At 39.5% G+C, this 12,946-nt stretch carries 8 protein-coding genes and 1 tRNA gene; 7 read left to right on the top strand and 2 right to left on the bottom strand.

Annotated elements, in window-relative coordinates; genetic code table 11:
- Window positions 1-30 precede the first annotated feature (30 nt).
- A complete protein-coding gene (locus ACTH6U_RS05870) occupies window positions 31-1,689 on the top strand; it encodes a putative transporter (protein WP_336430737.1) in 1,659 nt (552 codons plus the stop codon).
- 460 nt (window positions 1,690-2,149) lie between these two features.
- Here the strand turns inward: ACTH6U_RS05870 and ACTH6U_RS05865 are convergent, their stop codons facing one another.
- Both ACTH6U_RS05865 and ACTH6U_RS05860 read right to left on the bottom strand, forming a co-directional pair.
- Window positions 2,150-3,406 (bottom strand): valine--pyruvate transaminase, encoded by a 1,257-nt coding sequence (locus tag ACTH6U_RS05865; protein WP_441831802.1) that lies wholly within the window; start codon window positions 3,404-3,406, stop codon window positions 2,150-2,152.
- Window positions 3,407-3,610: 204 nt separating this feature from the next.
- Entirely contained in the window at window positions 3,611-4,174 is a 564-nt protein-coding gene (locus tag ACTH6U_RS05860) for a DNA-3-methyladenine glycosylase I (RefSeq protein ID WP_294107148.1), read from the bottom strand.
- 200 nt (window positions 4,175-4,374) lie between these two features.
- On the opposite strand from ACTH6U_RS05860, the gene glyQ reads away from it, so the two are divergent.
- The 6 genes from glyQ to dppB all read left to right on the top strand — a co-directional run bounded on the left by glyQ (window position 4,375) and on the right by dppB (window position 12,940).
- Complete coding sequence (glyQ, locus tag ACTH6U_RS05855; protein WP_434720287.1) at window positions 4,375-5,283, top strand: glycine--tRNA ligase subunit alpha; 909 nt, start codon at window positions 4,375-4,377, stop codon at window positions 5,281-5,283.
- A gap of 9 nt (window positions 5,284-5,292) precedes the next feature.
- Window positions 5,293-7,362 (top strand): glycine--tRNA ligase subunit beta, encoded by a 2,070-nt coding sequence (glyS, locus tag ACTH6U_RS05850; RefSeq protein WP_294107150.1) that lies wholly within the window; start codon window positions 5,293-5,295, stop codon window positions 7,360-7,362.
- Window positions 7,363-7,563: 201 nt separating this feature from the next.
- Window positions 7,564-7,640 (top strand) — tRNA-Pro (locus ACTH6U_RS05845).
- 246 nt (window positions 7,641-7,886) lie between these two features.
- The gene (locus ACTH6U_RS05840) at window positions 7,887-9,509 is read left to right on the top strand and encodes a ShlB/FhaC/HecB family hemolysin secretion/activation protein (RefSeq protein WP_441831801.1); all 1,623 of its coding nucleotides are present in this window, start codon (window positions 7,887-7,889) and stop codon (window positions 9,507-9,509) included.
- A gap of 592 nt (window positions 9,510-10,101) precedes the next feature.
- Window positions 10,102-11,712: a dipeptide ABC transporter periplasmic-binding protein DppA gene (dppA, locus tag ACTH6U_RS05835; RefSeq protein ID WP_441831800.1), complete on the top strand. Its 1,611-nt coding sequence runs from the start codon at window positions 10,102-10,104 to the stop codon at window positions 11,710-11,712.
- Window positions 11,713-11,920: 208 nt separating this feature from the next.
- The gene (dppB, locus tag ACTH6U_RS05830) at window positions 11,921-12,940 is read left to right on the top strand and encodes a dipeptide ABC transporter permease DppB (protein ID WP_434720283.1); all 1,020 of its coding nucleotides are present in this window, start codon (window positions 11,921-11,923) and stop codon (window positions 12,938-12,940) included.
- Window positions 12,941-12,946: the final 6 nt, after the last annotated feature.

Here is a 12,946-nt window from a genome sequence, read left to right as displayed (position 1 = left end):
GGTAACTTGTCGTCAAAAGGATAGCGGTCTATGAGTGAATTGGCTCTTACTGTGAGTTTGTTGGCGTTGGCTGCCGCACTGGGTTTATGGATTGGTAACTGGAAGATCCGTAATGTCGGACTGGGGATTGGAGGCGTTTTATTTGGCGGGATCATTGTTGGCCACTTCTCTCAAAGTTATGGTTTGCAGCTTAATAAAGATATGCTGCATTTTATTCAAGAATTTGGCCTGATACTATTTGTTTACACTATTGGTATTCAGGTTGGCCCCGGTTTTTTCTCATCCCTACGCGTATCTGGCTTAAAGCTTAATGGTTTTGCGTTGATGATTGTCGTGTTAGGCGCTGTTGTTACTGCGATTATCTATAAAATTTCAAATATTCCACTTCCGATTATTTTAGGTATTTTCTCTGGAGCTGTAACTAATACGCCATCTTTAGGTGCTGGTCAGCAAATTTTAACTGATTTAGGTTCTGATCCTAACCTCGTAGGCCAAATGGGGATGGGCTATGCCATGGCTTATCCGATGGGTATCTGTGGGATTCTACTGGTGATGTGGCTTGTCCGTGTTATTTTTAGGATTGCAGTCGATAAGGAAGCCTCGACATTTAACAGTGCTAATTTTCAGCAGCGGGATACGTTGCAAACAATGAATATTGCTGTTCGAAATGCAAATTTAGACGGATTGATGATGCAGGACATTCCTCTATTAGGTAGTGAGGAAATTGTTTGTTCAAGATTAAAACGTGGTGAGACATTGATGGTGCCACAGCCTACTTCTGAAATTCATTTAGGTGATTTACTCCATGTTGTTGGGCAAAAAGAAGATTTGAATAAAGTACGTTTGATCTTAGGTGAAGAAGTTGATGCATCATTATCGACCTCTAGTCCTGTGCTGCATTCGGTACGCGTTGTTGTGACTAATGATAAGGTCTTAAGTAAGCGGTTAAAGGATCTTAATCTTAAACAAAAATATGATGTGGTTGTCACTCGCTTAAATCGTACAGGTATTGATCTAGTTGCAAATAATAATTCTATTTTGCAATTTGGGGACATTCTCAATATTGTCGGTCGTCCTGAATCTATCGAAGCGGTTACAGCTTTGCTTGGAAACGCAAAACAAAAACTACAACAAGTCCAAATGTTGCCAGTTTTTATTGGTATTGGGTTGGGGGTTGTTTTAGGATCAATTCCAGTATTTGTACCCGGTTTCCCCGCAGCGTTAAAGCTTGGGCTTGCAGGAGGTCCGCTTGTTATTGCGCTGATCTTAGGACGTATTGGTACTATTGGAAGACTTTATTGGTTTATGCCACCAAGTGCTAACCTTGCTTTGAGAGAGCTCGGTATTGTGATGTTCCTTGCTGTGGTTGGATTAAACTCTGGTGGTGATTTTATTGATACCTTAATAAAAGGTGATGGGTTAACTTGGATTGGCTATGGTTTGCTTATCACATTTATTCCGTTGTTTATTACGGGTGTTGTGGCACGAGTGTTTGGCAAAATGAATTACTTGAGCTTATGTGGTGTACTCGCGGGTTCAATGACAGACCCTCCTGCTCTTGCATTCGCTAATAATATACATCCAACAAGTGGTGCCCCTGCATTGTCTTATGCAACCGTTTATCCTCTAGCGATGTTCTTGCGAATAATCTCCCCTCAATTGCTTGCCATATTATTTTGGACCATATGATAATCTAGAAATAAAAATAAAAGCTCTCTGTTAAAAACAGGGAGCTTATTGTTTTATATAATTTTTTTTTGGTTTTGCTAACTTATATTATTTCAATAATTTAAAATTTTTCGTATTTAAAACATAAATATTGAAAATATATGTGCTTCTGTATTCAATTTCATCAGTGTTATTCGAATAGTATTAGGACATATAGCGCTAAAAAGCACGCTTGTTCAAGCAATGACGATATGAAAATAGTGTTTTAATAGACCTGAATGATATTCGTATTGAAAGAAACATTTGATTTCAATTACGGAGTTCTCGCTAATTTTTGCCCTTTCTTTATGAAAGGGCTTTTTTTGTTTGTTATTCAGGTATTTTGTTTAGAACCTATTGTTTAAGGCCTATTACTTAGTCGCCATTATTTAAAATTTATTACTTAATAGCGATAATAAATAATGGCATTCAAAACAGCAAGTTAGCAGGGAACTGTTTGATATGCCTTTTCAAGTTCTTCTGCCAGTATTTTAATGCCCTGCTCAATTTTTTCGGGTTCAGGTACATAATTCATGCGCATACATTGGTGTGCATGTGGCCAATCTTCTTCGATTCCAGGGAAAAAATAATGCCCTGGCACCATCAAAACGCCACGTTTTTTCAAGCGCTGATAAAGTTCTAGGCAACTAATTGGCAAATCTTTAAACCATAACCACAAGAAGATAGCGCCTTCAGGTTTGTGAATAAGGCATTTATCTTCAGGTATATAACGACGAATAATTTGAATTGCTTCTTCAACGCGTTGTTTATAAAACGGTCCAATTACATTTTTGGAGAGCGCAAATAAGTCATCTCGCTTAAGCATTTCAAGTGCTAATGCGGGGCCGATACCACCGGGTGCGAGGCTGATAATTCCATTTATATTACTCACCGCTTCAATAATTTCTTCGTTAGCAATAATTATTCCGCAACGAGAGCCGGGTAGGCCAAGCTTCGATAAGCTCATGCATAGAATAACGTTTTCATTCCAAAAGGGTGTCGCATCGCTAAAAATAATACCAGGGAAAGGGACACCGTAAGCATTATCAAGCAGTAAAGGAATATTATGCTGTTTAGCGAGTTGATCTAAGTGTTCAACCTCTTCATCTGTGATGACATTACCTGTTGGATTCGTTGGGCGAGAGACGCAAATAACGCCAATATCATCAGTAACTTCTAATGTATTAAAATCGACGCGATATTTAAATTGGCCATTAGGTAAAAATTCAATTTGCGGCTTGTTAGCGACAAAAAGGTCGCCATCTAGCCCTGAGTCAGCGTAGCCAACATATTCAGGGGCTAGAGGAAATAGAACTTTACGGGTGATACCATCTTCAAAGCGACCAGCAAGCAAGTTAAATAGATAGAAAAACGCACTTTGGCTACCGTTGGTTAGTGCGATATTTTTCGCACTGATATTCCAGCCTAGTTTTGCGTTTAGAGTTGCCGCTAGCGCTTTCAACATGGCATCTTTGCCCTGTGGACCATCATAGTTACATAGAGTGTCTGTTAATTGACCATTTTCACACATCTCAGCTAACAAAGTTTGGAAGTATTTATCCATTTCAGGAATGTGAGCAGGATTACCACCACCAAGCATAATAGCGCCAGGAGTTCTTATGCCTTCATTCAAGTCTTTCATCAACAGTGAAATCCCTGAATTTTTAGCGAATTTATTACCAAATTTAGAAAATATCATCTCATTTATTCACATATGTTTATTAGATTGTTAATGGAATTTTAAACATACCCTGCCGGGCACCAGAGTTCAATAGCTCATTTATGTGCCTATATGAAACAAATGACCAACTAATCTTTATGAATTGGTTTTTTGGATTGATATTTTAATTAATAGTAGAGTGTTTCTCTTATTATGAGTATTGGTTCATCCATAAATACTGATTTATTTAAATTGACAACAATTAACCAAATGGTCATTTATCAGACCAGTTGCCTGCATAAATGCGTAACAAGTGATTGATCCTACAAATTTGAACCCCCGTTTTTTGAGTGCTTTAGATAAGTCTTTAGAAAGATCTGTTTCAGCCGGAATTTGAGAAGATTCTGTCCAATTGTTAATGATGGGTTGATGATTAACGAAACTCCAGATAAAAGTTGCGAAGTCTTCACCATTTTCAGCCATGTTTAGATAAGCCTTAGCATTTGCGATGATTGCATTAATTTTTGGTCTGTGTCGAATGATCCGTGGGTCTTGCATAAGGCGTTCAACATCGGCTTCATCCATAGTTGAAATACGTTCAGGATCAAAGTGATAAAATAGCTCACGATAGCCTTGGCGTTTTTTTAAAATTGTGTACCAAGATAACCCCGCTTGTTGGCCTTCTAAGCAGATCATTTCAAATAAATGTTGGTTATCTCTATTGGGCTTTCCCCATTCTTTATCATGATAGGCGATATAATCAGGGTCTTGGTTTACCCATTGGCAGCGAGTGAGTGACGTATCCATTTTTCATCCTTTTTTTTATCTGATATGTTTGCTTCAATATTTAGAATATTTATACTGTATAAATAACCAGTTTAAAAGAGAGAATAGAATTTTTTTTTATTTTTAGAATAAATACAGACAGATTGGGTGCTGTATATCTAGCGGTCAAAGGGTATACTGGCGTACTTCCTATAATTTAACGTATCGCGTGCGGATCTAACATGCAAAAGTTTGATACCAAAACCTTCCAAGGTCTTATCCTGACATTACAGGACTATTGGGCGCGTCAAGGCTGTACCATTGTTCAACCACTGGACATGGAAGTCGGCGCAGGCACTTCTCACCCAATGACATGTTTACGTGCACTAGGCCCTGAGCCTATTGCTGCGGCTTATGTTCAGCCTTCTCGCCGACCTACTGATGGTCGCTATGGTGAAAATCCAAATCGCCTACAGCATTATTATCAATTTCAGGTGATCATCAAGCCATCTCCAGACAACATCCAAGAGCTCTATCTTGGTTCCTTAAAAGAGCTCGGTGTTGACCCAACCGTACATGATATCCGTTTTGTTGAGGATAACTGGGAAAATCCAACGCTAGGTGCTTGGGGGTTGGGTTGGGAAGTGTGGCTAAATGGTATGGAAGTCACTCAATTTACGTATTTCCAACAGGTCGGTGGCCTTGAATGTAAGCCTGTCACGGGCGAAATCACTTATGGTCTTGAGCGTTTGGCGATGTATATCCAAGGCGTTGACAGTGTATATGACCTTGTTTGGTGCGATGGCCCATTGGGTAAAACAACGTATGGTGATATCTATCATCAAAACGAAGTTGAGCAATCCACCTATAACTTTGAATATGCTAATGTAGATTTCTTATTTACATGCTTTGATGAGTATGAAAAAGAAGCACAATATCTGCTGGCCTTGGAGTCGCCTTTGCCACTTCCTGCCTATGAACGCATATTGAAAGCCGCTCATACTTTTAACTTACTGGATGCCCGTAAGGCTATTTCAGTCACAGAACGCCAGCGCTATATTTTACGCATTCGTACCCTTACTAAAGGGGTTGCTGAAGCTTATTATGCTTCTCGCGAAGCGCTTGGATTCCCTATGTGTCATAAGAATTAAGAGGCTGTCATGACTCAACAGACTTTCCTTGTGGAAATCGGCACAGAAGAGTTACCGCCGAAGGCTCTTCGTTCATTAGCCGAATCATTTGCCGTAAATTTTACATCTGAACTTGATAGCGCTGATATTGCCCATGGTTCAGTCAGCTGGTTTGCCGCTCCTCGCCGTTTAGCATTAAAAGTGGCTGATTTAGCATCTTCTCAACCGGATCGCGAAGTTGAAAAACGCGGACCTGCAATTTCGCAGGCTTTTGGGGCTGATGGTCAACCGACTAAAGCTGCTGAAGGCTGGGCGCGTGGTTGTGGAATTACGGTTGATCAAGCAGAACGTTTGACGACAGATAAAGGTGAATGGTTACTTTATCGTGCTCAAATGAAAGGCCAATCAGTCAGTGAATTATTGATTGATATGGTGAGCCGCTCTCTTGCGAAGCTGCCTATTCCAAAATTAATGCGTTGGGGAGATAAAGAAACCCAATTCGTGCGCCCTGTTCATACGGTCACGTTGCTTCTTGGTAGTGATGTCGTTGAAGGCGAAATTCTTGGTATTAAGAGCGGCCGTACAATCCGCGGTCACCGTTTTATGGGTGAAGCTGAATTTACTATTGATAACGCTGAGCAATACCCAACGATACTGCGTGAGCGCGGTAAAGTCATTGCTGACTATGAAGAACGTAAAGCAATTATTAAAGCAGGTGCCGAAAAAGCGGCTGCAGCATTAGGTGGTAAAGCAGATTTAACAAGTAGTCTGCTTGAAGAAGTGGCTTCATTAGTTGAATGGCCTGTTGTATTAACCGCTAAATTTGAAGAGAAATTTTTAGAAGTTCCTTCAGAAGCCTTAGTTTATACAATGAAAGGCGATCAGAAATATTTCCCTGTTTATGATAATGCAGGCAAATTAATGCCTAACTTTATCTTTGTGACTAATATTGAATCTTCTGATCCTCAGCAAATTATTTCGGGGAATGAAAAAGTTGTGCGTCCGCGTTTAGCAGATGCTGAGTTTTTCTTTAAGTCCGATCGTAAACACCGCTTAGAAGATAATTTACCGCGCTTAGAAACTGTTTTATTCCAAAAACAACTAGGTACGCTGCGTGATAAAACTAATCGTTTAGAAGCATTAGCAGGCTGGATTGCAGGCAAAATAGGTGCAGATGTTAATCATGCTACTCGTGCGGGTTTATTAGCTAAATGTGACTTGATGACTAATATGGTTTTTGAGTTTACTGATACTCAAGGTGTTATGGGGATGCATTATGCACGCCATGACGGTGAGTCAGAAGATGTTGCATTAGCGCTAAAAGAACAATACCAACCGCGTTTTGCTGGTGATGAACTGCCTTCTACTGATGTATCTGCGGCTCTTGCGCTCGCTGAAAAAATGGATACGCTTGCCGGTATTTTCGGTATTGGTCAGCACCCTAAAGGGGATAAAGACCCGTTTGCTTTGCGTCGAGCTGCACTGGGTGTTCTGCGTATTATCGTTGAAAAAGATTATCAGCTTGATCTTGTTGAAATGACACAAGAAGCTGCTCGTCTGTATGGCGATAAGCTAACCAATGAAAATGTAGTCAACGATGTTGTTGAGTTTATGCTTGGTCGTTTCCGATCTTGGTACCAAGAGCTTGGCTTTAGTATCGATACTATTCAAGCGGTATTGGCTCGCCGTCCAACACAACCAGCCGATTTTGATGCTCGAGTTAAGGCTGTGTCTCACTTCCGTTCTTTAGATGAAGCACAAGCATTAGCGGCCGCTAACAAGCGTGTATCTAATATTCTTAGCAAATCTGATGAAAAATTAGGTGATAGCGTTTTAGCATCCGTTCTTAAAATGCCAGAAGAAGTTAAGCTTGCGACTCATGTAGTGGTATTACAAGAAAAACTAGCTCCAATGTTTGCTGATAGAAATTATCAAGAAGCATTGTCTGAGTTGGCTTCTTTACGTGATGTTGTTGATGAGTTTTTTGCAAGTGTGATGGTTATGGATGAGGATCAAGCGGTACGTATTAACCGCTTAACATTGCTGAGCCAACTGCGAGAACTATTCTTAAAAGTTGCGGACATCTCTTTATTGCAATAATTAACTATTTGATTCTTTTTTAAGTGCAAATAGGATTATTTAAAATAAGCGCTAAACAATTGTTAGCGCTTATTTTTTTGCCAAAATAGACGAATTTGCTAAGAAACCTTACCGTTTTGATGGTTTTATCAGCAGACGAACTGAATTAGATAAAAATGGGTTGACGAACTCAGCGCTCGGCAGTATTATTCACACCGTTTTCGGCGAGTAGCGCAGCTTGGTAGCGCAACTGGTTTGGGACCAGTGGGTCGGAGGTTCGAATCCTCTCTCGCCGACCAAATTCCTAAGCCCACCTCATTGAGGTGGGTTTTTTCGTTTTAGCCTTTCTAACTTTGTTCTATTCCTCCTTCTCATTTTTCAGAGTAAGTTTCCTTGCACATAATAGCTGTGATCTGTTGAGATAACGGTTTGTGGCGTTAATGTCATTAATCGTATTGCATGGTCTTTTTGCTGTTATAAATTCTTATTTTTCTTTGAGTTTATACCAAAGCAAATTAAAGGATTTTCATTACAAGGACTCGTTAATGAAACCAAAATACAGTGTAGGATTTGCACTTTCTCTTATGTTGTTTCTTGGGCTATTTTTGTCCATAACACCTATAGTCCAAGCTCATAGTGATAGCTATGCATCAAAGCTTCCTTCCTCATTGAATCCATCCGATGTACAGCCCTGCATTACTGTTAGGCAGGTTCATATAGAAGGTGTTGCCCTGTTTAACCTTATAGAGCCAAAGCGTATAAATGAATGGAAACGGTTAATTGAAGGTAAATGTGTGAATGACAGTGCTCTGATAGATTACGCGGAGTTGATCACTTCAGAGCTAGAACAGGCTGGTTATGCTACATCTTATTTATTTTATCCTGAACAGAGCTTTTCATTCGGGGTATTAAAAGCCACGTTAGTGGCAGGGAGAGTTGCAAATATTACTTATCAAGATACCGCTCATGGTGATAGGTCATTATCAAATGCTTTTCCCGTTGCGAATGGTCAAGTATTTAACTTAAGGCTTGTAGAGCAAGGATTGTACAATTTACAAAATACGTCTCTTATTCCTTATAATATTTATTTAGTACCAGACGATAATGAAACTCAGTTAATTGTTGAACGCACTAAAGAAAGGGCATTTAAAGGTTTGTTTTCTATTGAGTCATTGAAATTAGATGGTTCATTGAATAACTCAGTTGGTAACATTTTCATGTTGGCAAATCCATTGTTGTTAAATGATTTTTTTTATACGGATATTAGCCATGATTTTACTAAAGAGACAAATAATAAAGGGATAAATAGTAACGCAATATCAGTTGGATTTTTTTATTCATTACCGTACCAATATTGGTTGTTTTCCACTTATGGTGGTTATCAAGAAAGCCAAAGTAAAGATTCAATCGATGAAACTGTGTTATTGCTGGAGCAACGTAGCCGCATATTATCGTTGGATGCGAAATATATAATACGACGAATGCAGAACTCTCTGACAACATTGAGTTTTGGTTCTCAGGTACAGACATTAGATACTTTTTTATCTCATCAACGTTTAAAGACACAAGGACGTCTGGCAAGTTACGTCATGTTAGGGTTGGAGCATCAAATTGATTTCTCTCAAGGTCATCTTACATTGTCGTTAAATTATAAACAGGGTACGGATTGGTTTGGTGCTAATGCACACCAAATTACGGGGTTAGATAAGCCTCAAATATATCAGCTTTCTATTGCCACTCAACGTTCGGCGTTGTGGTTTAAACAACCTATTTATCATCAACATAAAATGGAAGTTCAATTAAGCCGTTCAAAACTTGATAACTTATTGGAGCAAGGGATTTTGATTGGAAAATTTGGTCTGAGTGGTTTCGGCAATTCAGAGGATGATTTTAATATGGGGGATAACAATTTAACACTAAAGAATGAATTGGGCTGGGTGACACCTTGGAAAGGCACCCAGCTTTATACATCCTTAGATTTGGGTACAACTTCAAATGATAGAGCGGGATTTTGGCATGAGAATTTATTGCTTGGTGTTAGAGCCGGTACTCGGGGATGGCTAGAGTCTGTTGCTTACCATTTCTTTGTCGAATCGCCAGTCTGGAAAACTGAGAGTATGAGAAAAAACCAATTTAGTGGAGGTGTAGAATTGAGTTTTGGCTACTAGTCGATAATATTTTATATATTCTATCGTTGCTAAATTATCATTAAGATTATGCTAAGTAAGCAGGTTCTCATTTATAAACTTTTAGGCTGTAAGATAAATCAATAGAAATGACGTTATTTATGAAGCTATCGACTGGTTAAATTTTTGTTAGCTATTAGCACCAATATCATTTCTATGTGAATAAAAAACAAACTAAATACTAACATAGGAAAATAGTTTCAATATAGTTTCGCTTCAGAATTTTATATTGTAGCTATTTGGATAAAACGCTATTTTCGTTCAGTAATTCAGCACTTAATCACAAATATAAAAATAAATCACCTCACTATAAAATACTAATCATTACACATTTTATGGGTATAACCTCTGCTTATCAACATTAATAGTGATATATTAACCTAAATTATGATGGTAATTGTTTCTAATATGTTGCAAAAAACATGTTGAGGTAGTGTGTGATGCTATTGACGAAGTGGATGACAGTTGATTAATTGCACAATGAATAACAAAAAATACAGATGTTATATCTGTCTCTTGAATGATGGATGTAAACATCAAGCAAAAACAACATGAACACCACAGGAGCATATAGATGACGCGCTCTCTTAAAAAGACAGGTCTATTAACCGTTAGTTTAACGCTTGCTGCGTTGGCGGTTTCTGCATCAGTACAAGCTAAAACATTGGTTTATTGTTCAGAAGGTTCTCCAGAAGGTTTTAATCCACAATTATTTACCTCTGGTACAACTTATGATGCAAGTTCAATTCCACTATATAACCGCTTAGTTGAATTTAAATTAGGAACGACGGAAATTGAACCTGGTTTAGCTGAAAGCTGGGATGTGAGTGATGATGGTAAAGTTTATACTTTCCATCTACGCAAAGGGGTTAAATGGCACTCGAATAAAGAGTTCAAACCAAGTCGTGATTTGAATGCTGATGATATAATCTATACATTCATGCGTCAGAAAGATCCAAATCATCCGTATCATAAAGTTTCAGGCGGAAGCTATGAGTATTTTATGGGTATGGATATGGATAAAATCATTGATAAAGTTGATAAAGTTGATGATAACACGGTTCGTATTACCCTGACACGCCCAGAATCGCCATTCTTAGCAGATATGGCAATGGATTTCGCTTCTATTCTTTCAGCTGAATATGCTGACCAAATGTTGAAAGCCGGAACCCCAGAGAAAGTCGACCTTAACCCAATTGGAACAGGTCCTTTTGAGTTACAACAATATCAAAAAGACTCGCGTATTCTTTATAAAGCAAACAAAGAATATTGGGGAACTAAGCCTAAACTTGATCGTTTAGTATTCTCAATTACACCTGATGCTTCGGTTCGTTACGCAAAATTGCAGAAAAATGAGTGCCAAGTTATGCCATATCCAAATCCGGCAGACTTGGAGCGTATGAGAAAAGATAAAGATATTACTTTGTTGGAACAGCCTGGTTTGAACGTAGGTTATCTCTCTTATAACGTTGAGAAGAAACCGCTGGATAATCAAAAAGTTCGCCAAGCATTGTCTATGGCGGTGAATAAAGACGCCATTATTGATGCGGTTTATCAAGGTGCTGGTCAAAAAGCGAAAAATCTAATTCCACCAACTATGTGGGGTTACAACGACGCAGTTAAGGATTATGAATATAATCCTGAAAAAGCAAAAGCATTACTGGCAGAAGCAGGCTTCCCAGAAGGTTTTGAGATTGATTTATGGGCAATGCCAGTACAACGCCCGTATAACCCAAATGCGCGCAGAATGGCTGAAATGATCCAAGCTGACTGGGCGAAAATTGGTGTTAAATCGAAAGTTGTGAGTTATGAGTGGGGTGAATACCTCAAGCGTGCGAAAGATGGTGAACCACAAACCGTTATGATGGGCTGGACGGGTGATAATGGTGATCCTGATAATTTCTTCGCTACCTTATTTAGTTGCGCCGCTAAGAAACAAGGTTCTAACTATTCGAAATGGTGTAATCAAAGTTTTGAAAACTTGATTCAACCTGCACGTATGACCGCAGACCATGATAAACGTGTTGAACTGTACAAGCAGGCTCAAGTGGTTATGAATGAGCAAGCGCCAGCGCTGATCATCGCGCACTCAACCGTGTTTGAACCAGTGCGTAAAGAAGTGAAAGGCTATGTGGTTGATCCACTGGGTAAACATCACTTTGAAAACGTAGATATCGAGAAATAATCGTTTCTAATCTGTATCTGCCCTTCACTGCGATCTCGTGGCGAAGGGCGTTTTCTTCTTTAATGTTTAGAAAATCTAGAATATTTAGCAAAATCTAAATATTAGAAGAAACAGGAAGGTTCAGTTATTTGTGAGCACTCAGAGCATTTTTTCTGAGTAGCCAAACGGACTAAGAGCCGTCAACGGCATTATTAAAGAGATTCAGGATATGTTGCAATTTATCCTTCGACGCTTGGGGCTCGTGATCCCCACGTTTATCGGTATTACATTATTGACGTTTGCTTTTGTCCACATGATCCCGGGCGATCCTGTGATGATAATGGCAGGTGAAAGGGGGCTATCCCCTGAAAGACACGCCTATCTAATGGCTGAGCTAGGGCTTGATCAACCACTATGGCAGCAATATCTCCATTATATTAATGGGATATTTCATGGCGATTTAGGTATTTCCTTGAAAAGCCGCATTGGTGTTTGGGAAGAATTTTTACCCCGCTTTCTTGCCACTATGGAATTAGCCACCTGCGCAATGATTTTTGCTGTATCGGTAGGGATCCCTGTCGGGGTACTGGCGGCAGTAAAACGTGGTTCTATTTTTGATCATACCGCGATTGGCATTTCCTTAACGGGCTATTCAATGCCGATTTTCTGGTGGGGGATTATGCTTATCATGTTGGTATCGGTACAGCTAGACCTCACGCCAGTGGCGGGAAGGGTTAGTGATACTGTTTTCCTCGATGATTCACATCCACTCACTGGCTTTATGTTAATTGATACCCTAATTTGGGGGGAAGATGGCGACTTCATGGATGCGGTTATGCATCTGATCTTGCCTGCGATTGTGCTTGGGACAATACCGTTAGCCGTCATTGTGCGTATGACTCGTTCAGCTATGTTGGAAGTGTTGGGAGAGGATTATATTCGCACCGCGAGAGCGAAAGGCGTTAGTCGTGCCCGAGTCATTTTAATTCATGCACTACGCAATGCATTATTGCCTGTCGTTACGGTTATTGGATTGCAGGTTGGCGTGATGCTTGCCGGCGCTATCTTAACTGAGACAATTTTTTCATGGCCAGGACTTGGGCGCTGGTTGATAGAAGGATTACAGCGACGTGATTATCCTGTTGTTCAGGGCGGTGTTTTACTTGTCGCGACACTGATTATTCTTGTTAACTTAGTGGTTGATGTACTGTATGGCATCGTCAACCCACGTATTCGTCATAAAAAATAAGGAGCG

This window comes from Providencia sp., from assembly GCF_052096715.1.
Lineage (GTDB): Bacteria > Pseudomonadota > Gammaproteobacteria > Enterobacterales > Enterobacteriaceae > Providencia.
This window is presented reverse-complemented; position numbering and strand designations above follow the sequence as displayed.

Bases quoted from the DNA above. Each gene is read 5' to 3' on its own strand.
- ACTH6U_RS05840 (WP_441831801.1), top strand. From the start codon at position 7,887: ATGAAACCAAAATACAGTGTAGGATTTGCACTTTCTCTTATGTTGTTT.
- ACTH6U_RS05860 (WP_294107148.1), bottom strand. From the start codon at position 4,174: ATGGATACGTCACTCACTCGCTGCCAATGGGTAAACCAAGACCCTGAT.
- glyS (WP_294107150.1), top strand. From the start codon at position 5,293: ATGACTCAACAGACTTTCCTTGTGGAAATCGGCACAGAAGAGTTACCG.
- glyQ (WP_434720287.1), top strand. From the start codon at position 4,375: ATGCAAAAGTTTGATACCAAAACCTTCCAAGGTCTTATCCTGACATTA.
- ACTH6U_RS05865 (WP_441831802.1), bottom strand. From the start codon at position 3,406: ATGATATTTTCTAAATTTGGTAATAAATTCGCTAAAAATTCAGGGATT.
- dppA (WP_441831800.1), top strand. From the start codon at position 10,102: ATGACGCGCTCTCTTAAAAAGACAGGTCTATTAACCGTTAGTTTAACG.
- ACTH6U_RS05870 (WP_336430737.1), top strand. From the start codon at position 31: ATGAGTGAATTGGCTCTTACTGTGAGTTTGTTGGCGTTGGCTGCCGCA.
- dppB (WP_434720283.1), top strand. From the start codon at position 11,921: ATGTTGCAATTTATCCTTCGACGCTTGGGGCTCGTGATCCCCACGTTT.